Below are 22,463 nucleotides of genomic sequence, written 5' to 3'. Positions count from 1 at the left end.
AGCTCGCGATATATCGCGTCAAGCGAATTTCTCGGCGCTTCCCGGCGCTTCCCGGCGCTTCCCCGCCGTGGTAGGGGCCGGAGCGGCTACCGGGAGACCACGTACCCCGCCTCCCGCAGCTCGGCCAGCACCGCCGCGCAGTGCTCCGGCCCCTTGGTCTCCAGGTGCAGGTCCACCTCGACCTCGGTCAGCCCCAGCTGCGGGTCGATCCGCACGTGCGCCACGTCCAGCACATTGGCGTCCACCCGGGTCAGCACCGCCAGCAGCCCGGCCAGCGCCCCCGGCCGGTCCGCCAACCGCACCCGCAGCGACAGGTAGCGCCCGGCCGCCGCCAGGCCGTGCCGCAGCACCCGCTGCATCAGCTGCGGGTCGATGTTGCCGCCCGACAGCACCGCCACCACCGGCCCCTCGAACGCCGACGGGTCCTCCAGCAGCGCCGCGATCGGGCTCGCCCCGGCCGGCTCCACCACCAGCTTCAACCGCTCCAGACCGAGCAGCAGCGCCCGCGACAGCCCGTCCTCCGACACCGTCCGCACCCCGTCCGCCAGGGTGTTCACCACCTCGAACGGGAGGTCGCCCGGACGGCCCACCATGATCCCGTCCGCCATGGTCGAGAACTGCTCCAGCGACACCGGCCGGCCGGCCGCCAGCGACGGCGGGTACGCCGCGGCCGCGGCCGCCTGCACCCCGACCACCCGTACGTCCGGCCGCAGCGGCTTCACCGCCGCCGCGATCCCGGCCAGCAGACCGCCGCCGCCCACCCCCGCCACGATGGTGCGCACCTCCGGGCACTGCTCCAGGATCTCCAGCCCCATGGTCGCCTGGCCGGTGATCACGTCCCAGTGGTCGAAGGGGTGGATGAACACCGCCCCGGTGGCGTCCGCGTACCGCTGCGCCGCCTGCAGGGACTCGTCCACCGTCGTGCCGTGCAGCCGCACCTCGGCGCCGTAGTCCCGGGTCGCCGACACCTTCGGCAGCGGCGCCGCCACCGGCATGAACACCGTCGAGTGCACCCCCAGCAGCGACGCCGCCAGCGCCACCCCCTGCGCGTGGTTGCCGGCGCTCGCCGCCACCACCCCGCACGCCCGCTCCACCGGCGACAGCCCCGCGATCCGCACATACGCGCCGCGCAGCTTGAACGAACCCGTGCGCTGCAGGTTCTCGCACTTCAGGTGGACCGGCGCCCCGACCAGCGCGGAGAGGTGCCGGCTGCTCTCCATCGGCGTGACCCGGGCGATCCCGGCGAGCATCTTCTGAGCGCCCCGGACGTCGTCCACGGTGATCGGCCAACTCTCCATGCCGATCAGCGTAGGGGCTCCGGCGGTTGCCGGCCGGTAAGCGCAGGGCCTGTTCCCGGGGCCGCCGCGCGCGCGTACGCTGCTGGTTCACGCGCAGTCGCTCACCGCCTACTCCCTCCCGCCGCCTCCCCGCCGCCTCCCCCACCGACCGACCCTCACCGCATCCCGAACGTGAGCCGCGATGACCACGCCCTCGCCCCGCACCGCCGGAAGCAACGATCCCCTCCACGGCCAACTCCAGTACCAGGTGGCGGTGTTCGCCCGCCGGATGGAGCAGGCCCGGCTCGGCGCGGTCGGCGCCCTGGACCGCGCCTCCTACCTGCTGCTCGACCACCTGGCCCGGCACGGACCGGCCAACGTCAAGGCGCTCGCCGACGCCCTCGGTATCGACTCCTCCACGGTGACCCGGCAGGCCGCCCCGCTCGTCCGCGCCGACCTGGTCGGGCGGGTCCCCTACCCCGCCGACCGCCGCACCGTCCGGCTCGCGCTCACCCCGCTCGGCTGCCGCCGACTCGCCGAAGTGCGCGCCGACCGCGAGGAGTTGATGAAGCAACTGACCGCCGACTGGCCCGCCGACGAACAGCACGCCTTCTGCCGCCTGCTCACCCGCTTCAACGACTCCCTGGAGACCTTCACCACCGACCACCGGCCCTGAACCGCCCCGCCCCGCCCTGGACGGCAACGGCGAGGGGCCCGCGCCCCGAAGGACACGGACCCCTCTTCGACCGTCCTACGAGCTAGCCGAGCGCCTGCTCCAGGTCGGCCAGCAGGTCGTCGATCGACTCGATGCCCACCGAGACGCGGACCAGGTCGGCCGGCACCTCCAGCGGCGAACCCGCCGCCGAGGCGTGGGTCATCCGGCCCGGGTGCTCGATCAGCGACTCCACGCCGCCCAGCGACTCGCCGAGCGTGAACAGCTTCGCCCGGTTGCAGACCTCGACCGCCGCCTCCTCGCCACCCGCGACGCGGAACGACACCATGCCGCCGAAAGCCTTCATCTGCTTGGCCGCCACGTCGTGGCCGGGGTGCCCGGGCAGCCCCGGGTACAGCACCTGGCTGACCTTCGGGTGCTTGGTCAGCAGCTCCACCACCTTCTCGGCGTTCGAGCTGTGCCGGTCCATCCGGACACCGAGCGTCTTGATGCCGCGCAGCACCAGCCAGGCGTCGAACGGGCCCGAGACCGCGCCCATCGCGTTCTGGTGGTACATGATCTCCTCGCCGAGCCCGGCGTCCGCCGCGACCAGCGCACCGCCGACCACGTCCGAGTGGCCGCCCATGTACTTGGTGGTCGAGTGCACCACCACGTCCGCGCCGAACGCGATCGGCTGCTGCAGGTACGGGCTGGCGAAGGTGTTGTCGACCACCAGCAGGGCGCCCGCGCCGTGCGCGATCTCGGCCAGCGCGGCCAGGTCGGCGATGCCCAGCAGCGGGTTCGACGGGGTCTCCACCCACACGGCACGGGTGTTCGGCCGCATCGCCTCGCGCACCTTCTCCGCGTGGTGCGTGTCGGCGACGGAGAACTCCACGCCCCAACGGGTCAGCACCTTCGCGAACAGGCGGAACGTGCCGCCGTACGCGTCGTTCGGAATGACGATGTGGTCGCCCGGCTTGAGGATCGTGCGCAGCAGGGTGTCCTCGGCCGCCAGGCCGGAGGCGAAGGCGAGGCCGCGGGCGCCGCCCTCCAGCGCCGCGAGGCACTCCTCCAGCGCGGTCCGGGTCGGGTTGGCGCTGCGGCTGTACTCGTACCCGCCCCGCAGGCCGCCCACCCCGTCCTGCTTGTAGGTGGACACCTGGTAGATCGGCGTGACGACGGCCCCGGTCTGGGGGTCTGCTTCCTGACCCGCGTGGATGGCGAGGGTCTCGAAGCCCTGGGGAAGCTGGTGCTCGGTCATGGCCCCGAGCCTAGTCCGCCGAAGGCCCCGCAGCCCTCCATCGGAATCGTCGGCCGACGGTCCGCGTTGAACCCACTGCCACCGTGGCACCCACGCTGCCGTGTCCCGCCACCGCGCCACCGCTTTGGAGCAGACCGTGTCGTTCTTCCGCCTCAAGCCCGAACTGGTCACCGCCGCCCAGGCCCTCCCCGGCCGCACCGAGCCCGCCTTCCGGCTCACCGACCCGCACACCGTCCTCGGCCACCCCCTCACCGGCCCCTACCCCGCCGGACTGGAGACCGCCGACTTCGGGCTGGGCTGCTTCTGGGGCGCCGAGCGCACCTTCTGGCGCCTCGGCGACGGCATCTTCACCACCCTGGTCGGCTACCAGGGCGGCCACACCCCCAACCCCACCTACGACGAGGTCTGCAGCGGCCGCACCGGTCACACCGAGGCCGTCCGCGTGGTCTACGACCCCGCCGTCATCTCCTACGACACCCTCCTCAAGACCTTCTGGGAGGCCCACGACCCCACCCAGGGCTTCCGCCAGGGCAACGACGTCGGCACCCAGTACCGCTCCGCGGTCTACACCCACTCCCCCGCCCAGCAGGCCGCCGCCGAAGCCTCCCGCGACGCCTTCCAGCCCGCCCTCACCGCCCTCGGCCTCGGCCCCATCACCACCGAGATCCTCCCCGCCGGCCCCTTCTACCCTGCCGAGCCCTACCACCAGCAGTACCTCTCCGACGCCAAGAACCCCGGCGGCTATTGCGGCCTCGGCGGCACCGGCGCGAGCTGCCCGATCGGGGTCGCGAAGACGAACGGCTGAGCGGCCGGTCGCGACCCAGGGGCTGTCACTGAACCGCCTCCGGCTCGGGGACCGGAGGCGGGTACTGGTTCGGGTCAGTGGGCGGTGTAGGTCTGCCAGACCACGTAACCCCGCCACCAGATGGTGACGTTGCCGTTCTCCAGGACGTTGAGGTTGGCGTCGGTGTAGCCGGCGGTGCCCGACGACCAGACCGCGTAGTTGTACTCGTCGTAGACCACGAGGTTGCCGTCGGTCTGGAAGTAGGCGTAGTCGCCCAGCCCCTGAGTGCCCGCCGACCAGCGGGCGTTGCCGTACTCGTCGTAGACGACGAGGTTGCCGTCGGACTGCATGATGAGCGTGGCCTTGGCCGAACTCACCTTGTCCCCGCGGGTGAGGACGGTGCCTCCGCCCATCGAGACGTCCAGGGGCTTGGCGCTCTGGGCACCGGACTGGCTGGTCACGGCGGCGGGCGCGGCCTGCGCCGTGGCGACTCCGGCGCCCAGACCTCCGGCGAGGGTGAGAGCGGCCGCCGCCGTGGCGAGGGCGGCTCGGTGTCCGTGTTTGGCAAGCATGGCGACTCCTGTGGGTGGGGGGACCGACGTTGTACGTCCAGGCTGGAGCGCCCGACGTCCCGGTCGCCTGAGCCGTCCGTCCCGTACCGACCGGGGCCCTGGGCCGCGGCCTCCGCGTGGCAGGGGTGGGTGGGGGCGCGGAGACTGGTGGGGCGGGGATGTGGGTTGGGAGGTGCGGTGATGGCCGGGCTGGTGCGGATGAGTCTGGATGAGCCGGAGGAGGTCCGTCCGTTCGAGGGCGGAATGGGGCAGATGGCGCTGGTGAACACGGCGACCGGTGGGGTCGGGCGGGGGGTGTTCGAGCCGGGGTGGCAGTGGTCGAAGCACGTGGCGCCGATCGCGGGGACGGAGAGTTGCCAGGCCTCGCATGCGGGGTACGTGATCTCCGGCCGGATGAAGATCGTGATGAACGACGGCCAGAGCGAGGAGTTCGGCCCGGGTGACTTCATGGTCTGCCCGCCGGGGCACGACGCGTGGGTGCTCGGGGACGAGGCGTGCGTGGTGCTCGACTGGCAGGGGTTCGCCGACTACGCGAAACGGTGAGGGCGGGACAGCGGAAGGCCGCCCGGCGCGGGGTGCGCGCCGGACGGCCGGGGAGGGGTCGGGTCAGCCCTTCAGGTGCTGCGCGAACTGCTTGAGCTCCTCGAAGGTGATGCCGGCCCGGTTCATGGCCTTGGCCTGGGTCGCGTCCAGGCCGAGCTTGGCGAGTTCGGCGAGCTGGGCGTCGGTGAGCGGGTCGGCCTTGCCGACGCCGGAGCCGGAGCCCGGGCCGGCGTCGCCGAGGCCGCCGAGGTCGGGGAGGTCGGGGAGGCCCACGCCGGGGCCGGTGCCCAGGCCGGTGATGCCGCCCGGCAGGCCGGCGGCGGGGTCGATCATGCCGGCGACGACGCCGTCGATGTCCTGCTTGGTGACCTCGGTGGCGCCGGTCGGGGCCTGGATCGCGGGGACGTCCTTGCCGAGGGCGAGCTTGAGCGGGAGGCGCTGGCCGGGGCCCGCCTTGTCGCTGAACTGGGCGAGGTCGATGGTGGCGTAGGAGAGGGTGCCGTTCTTGAGGAAGAGGTCGGCGCCGATCCTGCGGTCGGGGACGCTGCTCGGGGCGGAGTCCGGGAGCGGCTTGGTCTGCGGCAGGTCCTTGGTGAGCGGCTTGGCGGCCTGGAGGAGGCCGTCGACCAGGGTGCGGGCCTGGGCGGAGACGTGGATGTCGTTGACGCCGTCCTTGGTGCCGCGGTCCTCGAAGGTGACGTTCTTGGCGAACAGGTCCTTGAGGGCGTCGGAGAAGCCCTTGAGCGCCTGCGGATCGAGCGAGGGCGCCGCGGCGGGGCTCGGGGCGGCGGACGGCTTGGCCCCGGAGCCGGCGGCGCCGGCGGGCCCGGCGGGGGCGTCCTTGGCGAGTTCCTGCATGAGGGTGGGATCGAAGGAGATCCACTTGCCCTGGAGCAGGTCCTTGGCGACCTTCATCCCGGCGGGGACGGAGTCGGCCATCTCGTCGACCATGGAGGCGTCGCCGCCGCCGATCGCGGCCAGCGCGTGGGCGTCGACCTGGAGGTATCCCTTGCCGTCGACCACCCGCAGGTCGAGGTAGGGCTTGCCGCTCTTCTTCCCGCCGAGGACGTACTCGAAGTCGAGGTCCTTGTCGGCGGGAAGCGCGCCGGCCGCACCGTCGCCGCTCGGGTTGTTGAGGCCCTTGATGTCCTTGAGCGGCTTCTTGGCGCTGAGGGAGAGGGAGAGGGTGAGGTCGGAGAGGGACTGGGCCTCCGCCGGCTTGATCGGGTCGGCGATGGCCTTGCCGAAGGCGACCAGTTGCTCGGGGGTGGCCTCGACGGAGAGCTCGGCCTTGAAGGTGGTGCCGTCGCCGAACGGCCGGAAGGCGTCCGCGACCTTCTCCCCGGCGGTCAGCTGCTTGACGGTGCCGCAGGCGGTGAGGCCGGCGGCGAGGGTCGCGGCGCACGCGGCGGTGGCGATCGCGGCCCGGGTGGTGCGGGTGCGACGGCGGGGTGTGGCGGTGTTGATGGGGTGCTCCTGGGATGCGGCGTGGGCGGCGCGACGGCTGGGTCGTCGGCGCTCGGCCCATCATGGTGGCACCCGCGGTCACACCGGGTTGATCCACCCTCCCACCTGGTTGATCAGCACTCCCACCTGGGCCGATCCCTCGCAGCTCGCCGGCCGGGTCAGATCGCGCTGCCGGCCTTCCACTCGGCCCAGGTCATGTTCCAGCCGTTCAGGCCATTGGCCGGGTCGACCCTCTTGTCGCCGGAGTTGATCACCTCGACCACGTCACCGATCATCGAACTGGCGTAGAACTTGGCGGCGTTGGTGGACGGGTCGCCGGCACCCTTGACGTCCTTCAGCGAGATGCAGCCGTGGCTGGTGTTGTCGTTGCCGAACTGGGAGTCGGGCGACCAGTAGTTGCCGTGGATGAAGGTGCCGGAGGTGGTGAGGCGCTGGGCGTGCGGGACGTCCGGGATGTCGTACTCGCTGCCGAGGCCGACGGTGCCGGAGTTCATCCGGGTCTCCTTGTACTGCTCGGAGATGACCAGCTTGCCGCCCCAGGTCCGGTGGTCGGGGCCGCCGCCGATGACGGGGTAGGTGGCGCTGACCTGCCCGTCGGTGGTGACGGTGAGGGTGTCGGCCTTGAGGTCGGCGACGCTGGTCTGGCTGCGGCCGATGGTGAAGCCGACGTCCTTGGACTGGGTGCCGAAGACGCCCTTGGCGCCCTGCACGTCCTTGAGCCGCAGCTGGATGGTGACCTTGGTGCCCTTGGCCCAGTAGGTCTCCGGGCGGAAGTCGAGGCGGGTGCTGGAGAACCAGTGGCCGACGATCTCGACGCCGGGTTCGGCGGTCACGGTGATGGCCTGCTGGACGGCGGCCCGGTCGGTGATCGGCTTGTTGAAGTTGATCGAGACCGGCATGCCGACGCCGACGGTGGAGCCGTCCTCGGGGGTGAAGTAGCCCACGAAGGTGTTGGCGGGCGAGGCGGTGGCGAACTTGGCGTTGGCGTCCGCCTCGAGCTTGTCCTTGTCGGTGGCGGCCGCGGCCAGGGTGTAGCTGGTGCCGCTGCTGAGCGGCTGGGTGGAGGTCCAGCTGGTGCCGTAGGGCCCCAGCTGGCCGGGTATCTGCCTGCCCTTGCCGTCGGTGAGCGTGACGGAGCCGAGGATGCCGTCGGTGACGGTGACGGTGACCGGCTTGGTGAAGGGCGCGTCCGTGGTGCCGTCGGCCGGGGTGACGGTGATCTTGGCGACCGAGACCTTGGGGCTCGGGCTCGGGCTCGGGCCGGCGCTGCCGCCGGCCGGGCCGGAGCCGGCCGCGTTCGGGGTGCTGCCCTTCTTGTCGTCGGTGCACGCCGCCAGCATCAGGACGGGGGCGCCGAGCAGCCCGGCGAGGACACCGCGGCGGCTCCAGGTACCGCCGAGCGGGCGGTCCTGCTTCTCGGATGCCGTCACGTCACACTCCCTACGAAAAATGTTCAGATCGTACGAGAGTACCCATTCCTTCGCCATAACGGACAAAAGCCCGGCCCGGACTGGTCCGGGCCGGGCTCTGCGGCGCCTGCCGCGTACCGTGCGTGACTACTCCTGCACCTCGTACTCGTCCCAGCTCTCGTCGTCCGGGTCGTAGTCGGTGTTGGCCGACTCCCAGGTGGCGGAGGTCAGCTCGACGCCCGGGACGTCGCCGAGCAGCGCGACCGGGTCGATGAAGTGGGCGAGCGACCCGGACGGGTCGACCTCGATGGCCTCGGCGGACTGGGCGCGCTCGTCGTCGTCGAGGTACTCGTCCTCCGCGACCTGGGCGAGCGCGGCGGCCTTGAGGGCCTGCTCGTCGGTGATCTCGGCGATGAGCTCGATGGTGAGGCGTACGAAACGCGGGGCGTCCTGCTCGGGCAGGTCAGTGCTGGTCATGTCTGGAGCGTAGGGGGTCCGCCGGGCTTCCGGAAACAACGGCGAGGGCCGGCCCCCGATACCGGGGACCGGCCCTGCCGTCTTTGCAGGCTCCCCCACCCGGGAGCCTGCAAAGACGCGCCTCACGGCGCGATGGGTGCCGCGGGAGCCGCCGCACCCTGCCTCGGCCGCCTCGCGGCAGCCCGGACAGGGGCGGGACGACGGCAGCCCCCACGGGCGGACACGGTGGGCCGGGTCAGGGCCGACCGACGTGTCCGGGATGACCGCGGACCGGGGAGCCGCTCCCGATCCCGCCGTCACCCTGCTCGGCGTCTTGCCGTGCTCACTACGATGCACGTCCGTTGTTAACCCGGTGATGCGTGAACGTGACGTCCACGTACCAACAGGTGGGGCGAGGCCGTTTCACCTGTCCGGCCCCGAGGCCGCCCTGACGACGGATCAGCGACCCGGGCGGCGCGGACGGCGGCTCAGTGACCGGCCCGGGCGGTCAGGAAGGCCAGCAGGTCCTGCCGGGTGACGATGCCCTGCGGCTTGCCCTCGACCAGCACCACCACGGCGTCGGCCTTCTCCAGCACGGTCATCAGGTTGGTCACCGACTCGCCGGAGCCGACCACCGGCAGCGGCTTGGACATCACGTTGTCCAGGGTGTCGGTGAGCTGGATGCGCTGCGCGAACAGGCCCTCCAGCAGCTCGCGCTCGACCACCGAGCCGACCACCTCGCCGGCCATGATGTCGGGGTGCCCGGCGCCCGGGGAGACCACCGGCATCTGCGAGACCCCGAAGTCGCGCAGCACGCGGACCGCCTCGGCGACCGTCTCGCCCGGGTGCATGTGGACGAACTGCGGGATGCCCTCGTGCTCGATGGCGTCCTTGCGGGCCAGCACCTCGCCGATGTGGGCCTCGTCGGTGGCGGTGGGCAGGAAGCCGTAGTCGGCCATCCAGTCGTCGTTGAAGATCTTCGACAGGTAGCCGCGGCCGCCGTCCGGCAGCAGGACCACCACGACGTCGTCCGGGCCGAGCTCGCGGGCGACCTCCAGCGCGGCCACCACGGCCATGCCGCAGGAACCGCCGACCAGGAGGCCCTCCTCCTTGGCGAGGCGGCGGGTCATCTGGAAGGAGTCCTTGTCGGACACGGCCACGATCCGGTCGGCCACGTCGCGGTCGTAGGCGGTGGGCCAGAAGTCCTCGCCGACACCCTCGACCAGGTACGGGCGGCCGGTGCCGCCGGAGTAGACCGAGCCCTCAGGGTCGGCGCCGATCACCTGGACCGTGCCGCCGGACGCCTCCTTCAGGTACTTGCCGGTGCCGGAGATGGTGCCGCCGGTGCCGACGCCCGCCACGAAGTGGGTGATCCGGCCCTCGGTCTGCTCCCACAGCTCCGGACCGGTGGAGTGGTAGTGCGAGGCCGGGTTGTCCGGGTTGGAGTACTGGTCCGGCTTCCAGGCGTTCGGGGTCTCGCGGACCAGGCGGTCGGAGACGTTGTAGTACGAGTCGGGGTGCTCGGGGGCGACCGCGGTCGGGCAGACCACGACCTCGGCGCCGTACGCGCGCAGGGTGTTGATCTTGTCGGTGGAGACCTTGTCCGGGCACACGAAGATGCACTTGTAGCCCTTCTGCTGGGCCACGATCGCCAGACCGACACCGGTGTTGCCGGAGGTCGGCTCGACGATGGTGCCGCCGGGCTTCAGCGCGCCGGACGCCTCGGCAGCCTCGATCATGCGCATCGCGATCCGGTCCTTCACCGACCCGCCCGGGTTGAAGTACTCGACCTTCGCCAGCACGGTGGCGCTGATCCCCTCGGTGACCTTGGTGAGCTTGACCAGCGGCGTGTTGCCGACCAGCTCAATGATCGAATTGTGGTACCGCACGGGGGTCCTCCCGGTCTGTGGCATGTGTGACTGTGGGTACCGCAAGCCTAGGCCGTTCCACCGCCCGGATGGCCGATCCGCACCCATAGGCCGCGGCGCGGGCGGGTACCAGTGGGGTACGAGTCGGGTACCAGTGGGGTACGAGTACGGAGCGGACCGGAGCGGACCGGACGAGCGTCGGACAAGGGGGTACCTGATGCCAGGGGCACAGGCGTCGAGGGCCCGGGTTGCCCGGAGGATCGCCACCGCGGCGGCGTACGGCGGAGGCGGCCTTGGACTGCTCGGCGTCGGGCTGGCCGGGGTGCTGCTCACCGAGAGCCGGCTGGCGATCCGGGCGATCGGACTCCTCGACGGTGATCCGCCGCGCGCGGACGGGGTGTACGGGGCGGAGTTCACCGATCCCGCCGACCGGGAGCCGCCGCTGGTGCTGGCCTTCCTGGGCGACTCCACCGCGGCCGGGCTCGGGGTGTCCCGGGGCCGGGAGACCCCGGGGGCGCTGCTGGCCGCCGGACTGGCCTCGGTCGCCGAGCGCCGGGTGCGGCTGGTGAACGTGGCCAAGTCCGGCGCGCGCTCCTGCGACCTGGCGGCGCAGGTCGAGGTGGCGCTGTCGGCCCGGCCGACGCTGGCGGTGGTGATGGTCGGCGCCAACGACGTGACCCGGCACAGCCCGGCGGCCACCTGCGTCCGGGAGCTGGGGGACGTGGTGCGCCGGCTGCGCGCCGAGGGCTGCGAGGTGGTCGTCGGCACCTGTCCGGACCTGGGCACCATCAAGCCGGTCCGACCGCCGCTGCGCTGGGTGGCCCGGCGCCTCAGCCGGCAGCTGGCCGCGGCGCAGACCATCGCGGTGGTGGAGGCGGGCGGGCGGACCGTCTCGCTGGGCTCGCTGCTCGGTCCGGAGTTCGCCGCCCGGCCGGAGATGTTCGCCGCCGACCGCTACCACCCCTCCGCCCAGGGGTACGCGACCGCGGCGATGGCCCTGCTGCCCTCGCTCTGCGCGATCCTGGACCTGTGGCCGGACGAGACGTTCACTGGCGCCGAGCCGCCGCTGGAGCCGCAGGCGGTGCTGCCGGTGGCGGTGGCGGCCGCCGCGGCCGCCGGTCACTCCGGCACCGAGGTGACGGCGGCCGACGAGGGGAGCGGGACATGGCGCTGGGCGACGCTGCGGCACCGGCTGCGCCTGGGCCTGCCGGGCACCGAGACGCCACCGAACGCGTCAGCCAACTCACACTCCGGGACCGGTGACGCCGGAGCTACCAAGCGGTAACTTTCCTCGGGGTGTCCTGGCCGGGCACCTGCCCGAGGACACGCAGCGAGGAGCCACCATGCCCGAAGCCGTAATCGTCAGCGCCGCCCGTTCGCCGATCGGCCGGGCGGGCAAGGGCTCGCTGAAGGACGTCCGCCCGGACGACCTGACCGCTCAGATCATCGCCGCCGCCCTCGCCAAGGTCCCGCAGCTCGACCCGCGCGACATCGACGACCTGATGCTCGGCTGCGGCCTGCCCGGCGGCGAGCAGGGCCACAACCTGGCCCGCATCATCGCGGTCCAGATGGGCATGGACTACCTGCCCGGCGCCACCGTCACCCGCTACTGCTCCTCCTCGCTGCAGACCACCCGGATGGCGCTGCACGCGATCAAGGCGGGCGAGGGCGACGTCTTCATCTCGGCCGGTGTGGAGACCGTCTCGCGCTTCGTCAACGGCTCCTCGGACGGCATGCCGGGCACCATGAACCCGCTCTTCGACGAGGCCCAGGCGCGCACCGCCCGGCGCGCCCAGGAGGGCGGCGGCGAGTGGCACGACCCGCGCGAGGACGGCCTGCTGCCGGACGCCTACATCTCCATGGGCCAGACCGCGGAGAACCTGGCCGCGCTCAAGGGCATCACCCGCGCCGAGCAGGACGAGTTCGGCGTCCGCTCGCAGAACCTGGCCGAGGCCGCGATCAAGGCCGGCTTCTGGGCCCGCGAGATCACCCCGGTCACCACCCCGGACGGCACCGTGGTCTCCACCGACGACGGCCCGCGCGCCGGCGTCACCCTGGAGGCCGTCCAGGGCCTGAAGCCGGTGTTCCGCCCCGACGGCACCGTGACCGCCGGTAACTGCTGCCCGCTCAACGACGGCGCCGCCGCACTGGTGATCATGTCCGACACCAAGGCCCGCGAGCTGGGCATCACCCCGCTCGCCCGGGTGGTGTCCACCGGCGTCTCCGGCCTCTCCCCCGAGATCATGGGCTACGGCCCGGTCGAGGCCACGAAGCAGGCGCTGAAGCGGGCCGGCCTGTCGATCTCCGACATCGACCTGGTCGAGATCAACGAGGCGTTCGCCGCGCAGGTCATCCCGTCCTACCGCGACCTCGGCATCGACCTGGACCGCCTGAACGTCAACGGCGGCGGCATCGCCATCGGCCACCCCTTCGGCATGACCGGCGCCCGGATCACCACCACCCTGATCAACTCGCTGCAGTGGCACGACAAGCAGTTCGGTCTGGAGACCATGTGCGTCGGCGGCGGCCAGGGCATGGCCATGGTGATCGAGCGCCTGAGCTGATCACCTCGTTCGACTCGCTCGACTCACCCGACTCACTCGTCCGGGCTCACCGAGCGTAATTGAGGGCCGAATCACACCCCGGGTGCGGTTCGGCCCTCTTTTCGTCCTCCGGAGGGCCTTTCATCGACGGACCGGAATGGATCAACTCCGCTGCGTCGAGGGCGTTACCTAACAATTTGAGGACAAGGCAGAAAGTCCAGCACAAATCGGACATCAGCCACTGCAGTAACGGACGCACATACGGCAATGTGGAGGCGTAAACCCGTTCCGCCCCTCGTTGGGAGTACGTTCCGTGAGCGTCGTCTACACCTCTCTGCTCCTGATCCTGATCGCCGTGGCGACCGCCGCGCTGCTCCACGTCCGCGCCCTGACGCGGCGGTTGGCAGCGGACCGGAACCCTGCCCTCGACGAGGCCTCGATACGCCGGGCCGTCACCGAGGCGCTGGCCGCCGACCGTGAGCGCGAGATCACCGAGGCCCGGGCGTTCTGGGCCGAGCAGGAGGCGCGGGCCGCCGAGGACGCGCCGCTCTTCGACACCCCGCTGACCACCATCGGCGAGGACTGGCCGCTGTTCTTCCCCCGCCCCACCGGCCCGCAGGACGCCGCCGACAACGCCCCCACCATGGACCCGGCGTTCGGCGAGGCGCTGCGCAACGCCCTCGAGGACCTGATCAAGGAAGGCCCCGCCGGCCCCTCAGTCCCTGACACCGTCGACGGCGGCGACGGCGGCGTGCGACCCGGCCACCCCGTGTTCGGCGGCGGCTCCGCCCTGCCGGCCGACGGCGGCGACGTCCGCGCCCGCCGCGAGGCCGACCTGCTCGCCACCGGCCTGGAGGCCGGCCTGCTGGACGCCGAGACGGAGACCGAGCCCGCCGCCAAGCCCGACCCGCGCCGGCACCCCTCGCACCCGGACTTCGTCCCCAGCCCGACCCCCTCGCGCGAGTGGACCGACGACCGGCTGACCGCCCTCGCCGAGGAGTGCGTCGCCCTCACCGACGTCCGCCCCGGCCCGCTCGGCACCCTCGACGTGTACGCCTTCGCCGACGGCACCACCCTCTGCGTCGCCCCCGGCGACCGCGAGGCCGCCTACCGCCTCATCGACGCCATCAGCGCCGGCGAGGACGTCCGCCTCCTCGGCGGCTCCCGCTTCAGCGGCTCGTACTCGCTGACCTTCTCCACGGACGAGGACGCGGTGTACGTCCTCGCGGACCGCGTGGTCGCTTCGATCTAGCTCTTTCAGGGGCGCGGGGAACTGCGCGACCGGCCATGCACTCACGTAGAGCGGTGGCCGGTCGCGCACTCAGTTCACGTGACCAGTTCGGTGACCCGTTCCACATCGGCGAGCGCCGCAGCCAGGACCTCCGGATTGCCTACCGCCGCGGCGGCGAGGTCGTGGCCGACCACGGCGAGCTGGTCGCCGACGGCGAAATCGCCGGCGTCGGGGATCTCGCGGGCGGGCTCGCCCTCCAGCCCGAGGCCGGTGGCGGCGAGGCGGCGGGCCAGCGCGAGTCCGGCGGCGGCGCGGGAGGGGTGGCCGGGCACGGGGCCCTGCAGCCGGGACTGCGGCATCGCGCGGAAACGATCCGCCAGGCGGTCGACGGCGGCCGTGAGCGGCGTCTGATCAGGCATGGAAGCGAGCGTAGCCCCCGGCGGACCGGGGGCTACGTCGGCTGCTGCGCGGGCGGTCGTGCGTCAGTCGTCGCCGCGCAGGATGGCGATCAGCCGGAGCATCTCCAGGTAGATCCACACCAGCGAGAGCGTCAGGCCGAAAGCGGCCCGCCAGGACTCCTGCTGCGGGGCGCCGCCGCGGATGCCGCCCTCGATGTCGTTGAAGTCCAGGGTGAGGAAGAAGGCGCCGAGGGCGATGCCGAGCAGGCCGACCAGGATGCCCAGCGGGCCGGAGCGCAGGCCGAGATCGGCGCCGAACGCCCAGGCGATCGAGTTGACCAGCAGCAGGATCACGAACCCGATCGCGATCGAGATGCCGATCTTCGCGTAGCGGGGGGTGACCCGGATCCGGCCGCTCTTGTACGCGATCAGGGTGGCCGCGAAGACGGCCGTGGTGCCCAGCACCGCCTGGATCACGATGCCCGGCCACAGGGTCTCGAAGACCTTGGACAGGGTGCCGAGGAAGAAGCCCTCGAGACCGGCGTAGAGCAGGATCAGCGGCGGGCTGACGCTCCGCTTGAACGTGATCACCAGGCCGACGGCGAACGCGGCGAGGGCGACCAGGACGGCCACGTTGTAGCTCTCGACCGGCACGGTGAACCAGGCGACGGTGCCGGCGGCGACCAGGGTGAGCAGGGTGAGCGCCGTCCGGGCCACCACGTCGTCCATGGTCATCCGGCCGGTCTGCAGCGGGCCGGCCGAGGGCGCGCCGTACATCTCGGCGAGCTGCTGGTCGGTCAGCTGGGTGCCGTACGGGGCCTGCTGGGCGTACGGGTTGTCCGCGTGGGCCGAACTCCGGGGACCGGCGTCGAATCCCGCGTACCCCGAGTCGCGGGTGAAGGACCCCTCCCGCGAGAAGACCGGATTGCTGCTTCTCATCTCATTCCCTCCGGGGCGGCGCGACGCCGCCCACGGCACCAGGGTAATGGTTTGGCAAAGGGATCCGCGTACGCCGCGAGGATGATCTCCGCAGCCAATGGCCAGCCTGAAGACGATCACTGCTGGGCGCCGCCGGGCGCAGCAGGCCGGGGAGATCGGTTCGGCGGTGCGCGGAACGTCTGCCGTGACTCGACCGTCCCCGAGTGGGCGTCGACGTTGATCACTTCACTCGTGTCCGCGCAGGTGACGACGGTCCGCCAGACCGTCCGCCACGCGCCTTCGTGGCGGACCGCGAGGAGGTCGCCGACCTCGACCTTCTGACACGAGGGCACGAGGTTCAACGCGGTCCTGCCCGCGATGTCCTTCGACACGGTGACGGTGGGCAGCTCGGCCGGATCTGCGACGTCGACTGCCGAGAGCTGGGAGATTCGCCCCGCCCGGTCGACCTGGACGTCGAGGCGCATGGGCATGAGGACGTTGTCGCGGTACCGGCGCCGGCTCACCAGCCATCCGAGGGAGGCGTTGTCCCCGACCGGCTCGACCGTGACCTGACTGCCTGGCAGGTCCGAGGGAAACCGCTGCCGGGCGTAGGCCGTCGCGATGTCGACCGCGTCGCGGTCGGACGCTGCGGGACCGGCCACCCCTTGCACCGGGTAGCCGGATTCCGGACCGCTGTCGGACGCCACCAGGTCGGCGGTGATGCTCGTGCGGTCGGGCCAGCTGACGTCCAGCATTCCTGCCGAGAGGAAGGCCGTCACCGTGCCGATCCTGCCGTCCAGCGACGTGAACTGGACCTTCTTGATGGGGTAGTAATCACCGAAAGCGCGAGCGACGGCTTCCCGCGCCGCAGCCTCCTGCCCCGGGCTGGCCGGACCGATCGCGCTGGTCGCCGCGACCGTCGTGGGCACGATGGACGTGGCCCAGGTCGTGCCGAGAAGGACGGCGACAACCACCGGTGCGACCACGGTCACCCTGCTTCCGAGCGCCATCGGCGGCCGCTTTCCGGATCCGATCCTGACAACCAGCCACCCCGCGATCGCGCCGATCACCGCACCGCTGGAGTTTGCGACGAGGTCACTGGTGTCGCAGGCCCGCCCCAGAACGGGAAAGGCGCCCTGGATCGTCTCGATCCCTGCCGAAAGGATCACGCCCGCCGCTGCCGCCGGCACCATGCGCCGCGTCACCAGTGCGCCCAGAAACCCGAGGGGGACGAACATCGCCAGGTTCAGCCGACCCTGCACCTCGTGAAACGGCTCGAACAGGGAGAGGTTGACCACGCAGCGGCCGACGCCGCCGGTCCCGCCGGTGGACCACATGGTCAGGCACACCGCGCCGACGGCCGAGGCGACCCAGACGGCGATCAGCGCCGGCCGGTCGGACCTTGCCCGCGCGAGCAGGAATGCGACCACGGCCGAGGCGGCGGTGATGGCCGACGCGGTGACGACAAAGGTCATGTGCCCGTGGAAGACAGCTTCCAGCACCAAAGGATCCTGTTCGTACAGCGGTGGACGCCCGCCCTGTGTCGCGGACCACGCGCGGTGTTCCCACCGTGTTCCCGCAAGGAGAACACCGCGCGCCCTGGACAGGCCATATCCCCAGGCCAGAGGCGATACGGAGCTTGGTGCCCGGAGCCGGACTCGAACCGGCACGGCCTTGCGGCCAAGCAGTTTTAAGCTGCCCGTGTCTGCATTCCACCACCCGGGCGGACCCAACTCCCGCCCCTGCGGGCTACCCCTGAGCCTAGTCGTCTCCCCGCCCGTTTCGCATATTTCCGGCTGCGGAAGTTGTCATGCTTCCTTGCGATCTGACGAACCGTCCGCGATTCGGCCAGCCGGAGGCCGGAATCGGCCAGCGGGCCGGGCCTCAGGGGTGGAGTCATACCGCAGGAGGAGACGGCGCCCCCGGTGTACGTCCAGCGGCGGTGGGTCCAACCGTCCGCCGGAGCGACGGAAAACCATGATCACGTGGCGGACGATGGAGTAGCGGCCGGCGCCTGTGCGACCGGCCGTCCAGACTTATCACCGCCTTCCCGACAGGAGCACGTCCCATGACCACGACGACCGCATGGCCCGCACCCACCGGCCTGGCGGCCGCCCGCGCCACCGGCCTCAACAAGGTCTACGGAGACGGTGAGACCCGTGTCGTGGCCCTGGACGACGTCAGCGTGGTGTTCCCGCAGGGCGAGTTCACCGCGATCATGGGCCCCTCCGGCTCGGGCAAGTCGACCCTGATGCACTGCATGGCCGGGCTGGACACGGTCTCCTCCGGGTCCGCGATGATCGGCGACACCGAGCTGGTCGGCCTCAAGGACAAGCAGCTCACCAAGCTCCGCCGGGACAAGATCGGCTTCGTCTTCCAGGCGTTCAACCTGCTGCCGACCCTCACCGCGCTGGAGAACATCACGCTGCCGATGGACATCGCCGGCCGCAAGGTCGACCAGGCGTGGCTGGACCGGGTGGTCGACACCGTCGGCCTGTCCGGCCGCCTGAGCCACCGTCCCTCGCAACTCTCCGGCGGCCAGCAGCAGCGGGTCGCCTGCGCCCGCGCGCTGGCGAGCAAGCCGGAGATCATCTTCGCCGACGAGCCGACCGGAAACCTGGACTCCCGCTCCGGCGCCGAGATCCTCTCCTTCCTGCGCAACTCGGTGCGCGAGCTCGGCCAGACCGTCGTGATGGTCACCCACGACCCGGTCGCCGCCTCGTACGCGGACCGGGTGGTGTTCCTCGCCGACGGCCGCATCGTCGACGAGCTGACCGCCCCCACCGCCGACGCGGTGCTCGACCGGATGCGCCGCTTCGACGCCAAGGGCCGGACGAGCTGACGACCCGCCAGCCGCAGCCCGTCCGTCACGACCCATCAGGACACCCCATGTATCGCACCGCACTGCGCAATGTGCTGGCCCACAAGGGCCGACTGCTGATGACGGCGCTCGCCGTCATGCTGGGCACCGCCTTCGTGGCCGGCACCATGGTCTTCTCCGACACGGCCGGCCAGGCCATGCGGAACAGCTACTCCAAGAGCTACACCGACGTCTCGGTACAGATCACCGACCGCGCGGCAGGCAGCCACGCCAGCGCCCGGGAGAAGAGCGAGAAGGCGCCCGGCACGCTGACCGACGCCACGGTCAAGGAGCTGGCCGCGCTGCCCGGCACCGCCAAGGCCCGCGGTGTGGTCGCCGGCTTCACCGGCGTCGCCGACCGCAAGGGCAACCTGATCGGCCAGGCGTGGAGCGCCCGCGGCACCAACTTCGTGCCGGACGCCTCCGGCGTCGACCCCCGCTACCCGATGGCCGACGGCCGCGGCCCCAAGGCCGCCGGTGAGATCGCGCTGGACCAGGCGACCGCGAAGACGGGCGGGTACCACGTCGGCGACACCGTCCGGATCGCCGGCAACGGCCCGGCCGTCGACGCCAAGCTGACCGGCGTCTTCACCACCGACGACCCCGAGGTCACCTCCGGCAGCTCGCTCACCCTGCTGGACACCGCCAGCGCGCAGAAGATGCTGCTCGCCCCTGGCCAGTACAGCTCGATCGTGCTGACCGCCAAGGCCGGCACCTCCGAGACCGAGCTGCTGAACCAGGCCACCCCGAAGCTGCCCGGCGGCAACCAGTTCGACGCCGAGACCGGCAAGCAGCTGACGGACGAGCAGACCAGGATGATCGCCGACTCGACCAGCGGCATGAAGACCATGCTGCTGGTCTTCGCCGGTATCTCGCTGTTCGTCGGCATCTTCATCATCGCCAACACCTTCACCATGCTGATCGCCCAGCGCACCAAGGAGCTGGCGCTGCTGCGCGCCGTCGGCGCCGGCCGTTCCCAGGTCACCAAGTCCGTGCTGGCCGAGGCCCTGGTGATCGGCGTGACCGCCTCGCTGGCCGGTCTGCTGGCCGGTGTCGGCATCGGTGCCGGCATGCAGGCCGTCATCGCCGCGCTCAACCCCAGCATGCCGACCGGCCCGCTGGTGCTCGCCCCGGCCACCGTCGTCACCGGCCTGACCGTCGGCGTCCTGGTCACCGTGCTCTCCGCCGTGCTCCCGGCCGTCCGGGCCTCCCGGATCGCCCCGGTCGCCGCGATGAGCAGCGGCGACCAGCCCGCCACCCAGAAGAGCCTGGTGATCCGCAACGTCATCGGCTCGCTGATCACCGGCGGCGGCATCGCCCTGATCCTGGGCGGCGCCGCCGCGGGCAAGTCCGGTCGGGAGATGATCGAGGCCGGCGCCCCGATCACCATGATCGGCATCTTCATCCTGCTGCCGCTGCTCTCCCGCCCGGTGATCGCCCTGGTCGGCCCGGTGCTCGGCAAGCTGTTCGGCACCCCCGGCAAGCTCGCCCGGCAGAACGCCGTCCGCAACCCGCGCCGCACCGCCGCCACCGCCGCCGCCCTGACCATCGGTCTGACCCTGGTCTCCGCACTCACCGTGCTCGGCGCCTCGGTCAACGACGCCGTCGGCAAGGCCGTCACCAACTCCATGCGCGCCGACTACGACGTCGCCATGGCCACCCGCGACCAGCTCGCCCCCGAGCTCGTCACCGCGGTCGCCAAGGCCCCCGGCGTCACCGCCGCCAGCGCCGTCTCCAACGTGTACTGGGACCTCGACGGCAGGACCCGCGCCATTCAGGGCTTCGACGCCGCCAGCTTCGACCAGCTGATCGCGGTCACCATGAACGGCGGCTCCACCCAGGCCCTGAAGCAGGGCCAGATCCTGGTCAACGACGAACTCGCCGCCAGCGCCCACCTCTCCGTCGGCTCGACCCTCAAGGTCACCTACCCCGACGAGACCACCGGCTCCCTGACCGTCGGCGGCGTCTTCCAGCGCTCCGAGATGCTCTCCCCCGTGGTGATGGCCAACGCCGACATCGCCAAGCACGAGCCCGACGGCAGCATCAGCGAGATCCTGGTCAAGGGCACCGACGGCGCCACCTCCGGCCTCAAGCAGGCCATCAAGGACGCCACCGGCAGCAACCCGGTGATCGAGGTCAAGAGCAAGCAGGACATGAAGGACGAGTTCAGCCGGATCATCACCTTCGCGCTGAACCTGATGTACGGACTGCTGGCGATGTCCGTCCTGGTCGCGGTCCTCGGCGTGATCAACACGCTGGCGATGTCCGTCTTCGAGCGCAAGCGGGAGATCGGCATGCTGCGGGCGATCGGCCTCGACCGCCGCGGCATCAAGCGGATGGTCCGGCTGGAGTCGGTCGTCATCTCCGTCTTCGGCGCCCTGATCGGCGTCGGCCTCGGCTGCTTCGTCGCCTGGGCCGCCAACCGCACCCTCGCCCCCGACCTGAAGGGACTGACCACCGTGATTCCCTACGGCCAGCTGCTCCTGTTCCTGGCGCTCGCCGGCCTGGTCGGCATGATCGCCGCCCTCTGGCCCGCCCGCCGCGCCTCCCGCCTCGACATCCTCGACTCCATCAAAACTGACTGATCCGGGTTCACCGACAGGGGCGCGAGGAACTGCGCGGCCAGCCCACCACTCACCCGAGTGCATGGCTGGTCGCGCAGTTCCTCGCGCCCCCAGTGGTTGGCCCCACCAGAACGGAAGGCCCCCGCCGAGGATCTCGGCAGGGGCCTTCTCAACTGCTGCTGTACTCCGCCCGGTCGCACGGCCGGCTGAGCACCACGGAGGTCGTGGTCCGGCAACGCTGCCGGGCGGAGGGCCTCCGACTCGTACCCGAATGGTCGGGTCTGGTCGCCTTACTTGCTGGTCGCGAGCTCCTTGACGGGCTCGGCGGCAGCGGCGGGCTTCGGCGCGGGCGCCGCAGCCTCCTGGAACGCGGCGAACGGCTTCTCCATCTCGCCGAGGCCGACCGTCTCGCGCTTGAGGAACATCGCGAGGGTCCAGTCGGTGAAAACGCGGACCTTGCGGTTCATGGTCGGGACCATCGCGCCGTGGTAGCCGCGGTGGAACCACCAGGCGAGGCGGCCCTTGAGCTTGACCTTGCCGAAGAGGATCGCGACACCCTTGTGCAGGCCGAGGCCGGCGACGGCACCGAGGTTCTTGTGCTTGTACTCCTTCTGCGGGAAGCCCCGCATGCCGGAGACCACGTTGTCGCCGAGGACGGCGGCCTGACGGACCGCGTGCTGGGCGTTCGGCGGGCACCAGGCACCCTCGCCGGCGGCGAGGTCCGGCACCTGGGCGTTGTCGCCGGCGGCCCAGACGTAGTCGAAGCCCTGGACCTGGAGGGTCGCGGCGGTGTCGACGTGGCCGCGCGGGCCGAGCGGGAGGCCGAAGTGGTTCAGCACCGGGTTGGGCTTGACGCCGGCGGTCCACACGATGGTGGAGGCGTCCACCTCGACGCCGTTCTTCAGCACCACGTGCTGGTCGACGCAGGAGTCCATCGAGGTCTCGATGTAGATCTCGATGTTCCGCTCCTCGAGCTTCTCCTTGGTCCACAGACCGAGGTCCGGGCCCATCTCGGGGAGGATGCGGTTGGCGGCCTCGACGACGATGAAGCGCATGTCGTCGCGGCTGACGGTCTTGTAGATCTTGGCGGCGTCGCGCGCCATGTCCTCGATCTCGGCGATGGTCTCGATGCCGGCGAAGCCGCCACCGATGACCACGAAGGTCAGGGCCTTGCGGCGGATCGCCTCGTCCGTGGTGGACTCGGCCTTGTCCAGCTGCGCCATGACGTGGTTGCGGAGGGTGATCGCCTCCTCGACCGTCTTCATGCCGATGCCGTGCTCGGCCAAGCCGGGGATCGGGAAGGTGCGGGACACCGAGCCGGTCGCGACGACGAGGTAGTCGAAGGACAGCTCGTAGGAGTCACCGGCCGCGGGCTGGATGGTGGCGACCTTGCGGGCGTGGTCGACACCGGTGACCGCACCGGTGAGCACCTCCGCCTTCTTGAGGGCGCTGCGCAGCGGCGCGACGAGGTTGCGAGGCGCGACGTTGCCGCCGGCCGCCTCGGGAAGGAAGGGCAGGTACGTCATGTACGACCGCGGGTCGACGACCGTGACGGTCGCTTCGCCGTAGCGCATCTTCTTGAGGATGCGCATCGCGGCATACAGGCCGACGTAACCACCGCCGACGATCAGGATGCGAGGACGCTCCGTGGTGCTCATAT

19 protein-coding genes and 1 tRNA gene are annotated in these 22,463 nt (G+C 71.4%); 8 read left to right on the top strand and 12 right to left on the bottom strand.

Going from position 1 to position 22,463, the window contains the following annotated elements:
* Nucleotides 1-86: 86 nt before the first annotated feature.
* Nucleotides 87-1,298, bottom strand: coding sequence for a threonine ammonia-lyase (gene ilvA, locus FHR36_RS02135; RefSeq protein WP_253793253.1), 1,212 nt, complete (start codon nt 1,296-1,298; stop codon nt 87-89).
* Between the two features lie 181 nt (nt 1,299-1,479).
* On the opposite strand from ilvA, the gene FHR36_RS02130 reads away from it, so the two are divergent.
* A complete protein-coding gene (locus tag FHR36_RS02130) occupies nt 1,480-1,953 on the top strand; it encodes a MarR family winged helix-turn-helix transcriptional regulator (protein WP_253793251.1) in 474 nt (157 codons plus the stop codon).
* 82 nt (nt 1,954-2,035) lie between these two features.
* On the opposite strand, the gene FHR36_RS02125 is transcribed toward FHR36_RS02130, so the two are convergent.
* Complete coding sequence (locus FHR36_RS02125; RefSeq protein ID WP_253793249.1) at nt 2,036-3,190, bottom strand: cystathionine gamma-synthase; 1,155 nt, start codon at nt 3,188-3,190, stop codon at nt 2,036-2,038.
* 136 nt (nt 3,191-3,326) lie between these two features.
* On the opposite strand from FHR36_RS02125, the gene msrA reads away from it, so the two are divergent.
* A complete protein-coding gene (gene msrA / locus FHR36_RS02120; RefSeq protein ID WP_253794663.1) occupies nt 3,327-3,995 on the top strand; it encodes a peptide-methionine (S)-S-oxide reductase MsrA in 669 nt (222 codons plus the stop codon).
* Nucleotides 3,996-4,069: 74 nt separating this feature from the next.
* On the opposite strand, the gene FHR36_RS02115 is transcribed toward msrA, so the two are convergent.
* Nucleotides 4,070-4,546 (bottom strand): hypothetical protein, encoded by a 477-nt coding sequence (locus tag FHR36_RS02115; protein ID WP_253793247.1) that lies wholly within the window; start codon nt 4,544-4,546, stop codon nt 4,070-4,072.
* A gap of 180 nt (nt 4,547-4,726) precedes the next feature.
* Between FHR36_RS02115 and FHR36_RS02110 the strand changes: the two genes are divergently transcribed.
* Complete coding sequence (locus FHR36_RS02110) at nt 4,727-5,089, top strand: cupin domain-containing protein (protein WP_253793245.1); 363 nt, start codon at nt 4,727-4,729, stop codon at nt 5,087-5,089.
* Nucleotides 5,090-5,152: 63 nt separating this feature from the next.
* On the opposite strand, the gene FHR36_RS02105 is transcribed toward FHR36_RS02110, so the two are convergent.
* The 4 genes from FHR36_RS02105 to FHR36_RS02090 form a co-directional block, all read right to left on the bottom strand.
* Nucleotides 5,153-6,112: a hypothetical protein gene (locus tag FHR36_RS02105; protein ID WP_253793242.1), complete on the bottom strand. Its 960-nt coding sequence runs from the start codon at nt 6,110-6,112 to the stop codon at nt 5,153-5,155.
* A gap of 602 nt (nt 6,113-6,714) precedes the next feature.
* Nucleotides 6,715-7,986: a L,D-transpeptidase gene (locus FHR36_RS02100; RefSeq protein ID WP_253793239.1), complete on the bottom strand. Its 1,272-nt coding sequence runs from the start codon at nt 7,984-7,986 to the stop codon at nt 6,715-6,717.
* A 126-nt stretch (nt 7,987-8,112) separates the two neighbouring features.
* The gene (locus FHR36_RS02095) at nt 8,113-8,442 is read right to left on the bottom strand and encodes a hypothetical protein (RefSeq protein ID WP_253793236.1); all 330 of its coding nucleotides are present in this window, start codon (nt 8,440-8,442) and stop codon (nt 8,113-8,115) included.
* A gap of 467 nt (nt 8,443-8,909) precedes the next feature.
* The gene (locus FHR36_RS02090; protein WP_301329681.1) at nt 8,910-10,334 is read right to left on the bottom strand and encodes a cystathionine beta-synthase; all 1,425 of its coding nucleotides are present in this window, start codon (nt 10,332-10,334) and stop codon (nt 8,910-8,912) included.
* 172 nt (nt 10,335-10,506) lie between these two features.
* On the opposite strand from FHR36_RS02090, the gene FHR36_RS02085 reads away from it, so the two are divergent.
* The 3 genes from FHR36_RS02085 (at nt 10,507) to FHR36_RS02075 (ending at nt 14,084) form a co-directional block, all read left to right on the top strand.
* Nucleotides 10,507-11,574 (top strand): SGNH/GDSL hydrolase family protein, encoded by a 1,068-nt coding sequence (locus FHR36_RS02085; RefSeq protein WP_253793233.1) that lies wholly within the window; start codon nt 10,507-10,509, stop codon nt 11,572-11,574.
* Between the two features lie 58 nt (nt 11,575-11,632).
* Nucleotides 11,633-12,853: an acetyl-CoA C-acetyltransferase gene (locus FHR36_RS02080; protein WP_253793230.1), complete on the top strand. Its 1,221-nt coding sequence runs from the start codon at nt 11,633-11,635 to the stop codon at nt 12,851-12,853.
* A gap of 292 nt (nt 12,854-13,145) precedes the next feature.
* Nucleotides 13,146-14,084, top strand: a complete 939-nt coding sequence (locus tag FHR36_RS02075) for a hypothetical protein (RefSeq protein WP_308199128.1) — start codon at nt 13,146-13,148, stop codon at nt 14,082-14,084.
* Nucleotides 14,085-14,158: 74 nt separating this feature from the next.
* Here FHR36_RS02075 and FHR36_RS02070 read toward each other — a convergent pair whose 3' ends face one another.
* From FHR36_RS02070 to FHR36_RS02055, 4 genes are all read right to left on the bottom strand, one after another.
* Nucleotides 14,159-14,482 carry a hypothetical protein gene (locus FHR36_RS02070; RefSeq protein ID WP_253793229.1) on the bottom strand — a complete coding sequence of 108 codons (324 nt, stop codon included), beginning with the start codon at nt 14,480-14,482 and terminating at the stop codon, nt 14,159-14,161.
* 63 nt (nt 14,483-14,545) lie between these two features.
* Nucleotides 14,546-15,400 carry a Bax inhibitor-1/YccA family protein gene (locus FHR36_RS02065; protein ID WP_253793226.1) on the bottom strand — a complete coding sequence of 285 codons (855 nt, stop codon included), beginning with the start codon at nt 15,398-15,400 and terminating at the stop codon, nt 14,546-14,548.
* A 116-nt stretch (nt 15,401-15,516) separates the two neighbouring features.
* Nucleotides 15,517-16,881, bottom strand: a complete 1,365-nt coding sequence (locus tag FHR36_RS02060) for a VanZ family protein (RefSeq protein WP_253793223.1) — start codon at nt 16,879-16,881, stop codon at nt 15,517-15,519.
* A 138-nt stretch (nt 16,882-17,019) separates the two neighbouring features.
* A tRNA-Leu gene (locus tag FHR36_RS02055) sits at nt 17,020-17,104 on the bottom strand.
* Between the two features lie 343 nt (nt 17,105-17,447).
* Here FHR36_RS02055 and FHR36_RS02050 point away from each other — a divergent pair.
* On the top strand, nt 17,448-18,221 hold the full coding sequence (locus tag FHR36_RS02050) for an ABC transporter ATP-binding protein (RefSeq protein ID WP_253793222.1): 774 nt from the start codon (nt 17,448-17,450) through the stop codon (nt 18,219-18,221).
* Nucleotides 18,222-18,268: 47 nt separating this feature from the next.
* Nucleotides 18,269-20,824, top strand: a complete 2,556-nt coding sequence (locus FHR36_RS02045; RefSeq protein WP_253793220.1) for an ABC transporter permease — start codon at nt 18,269-18,271, stop codon at nt 20,822-20,824.
* 269 nt (nt 20,825-21,093) lie between these two features.
* On the opposite strand, the gene FHR36_RS02040 is transcribed toward FHR36_RS02045, so the two are convergent.
* Nucleotides 21,094-22,461: an NAD(P)/FAD-dependent oxidoreductase gene (locus tag FHR36_RS02040; RefSeq protein ID WP_253793218.1), complete on the bottom strand. Its 1,368-nt coding sequence runs from the start codon at nt 22,459-22,461 to the stop codon at nt 21,094-21,096.
* Between the last annotated feature and the right edge of the window lie 2 nt (nt 22,462-22,463).

Origin of the sequence: Kitasatospora cinereorecta (genome assembly GCF_024172095.1) — a bacterium.
Lineage (GTDB): Bacteria > Actinomycetota > Actinomycetes > Streptomycetales > Streptomycetaceae > Kitasatospora > Kitasatospora cinereorecta.
Note: the sequence above shows the minus strand (reverse complement) of the source record. Positions and strands in the feature narration are given on the sequence as shown.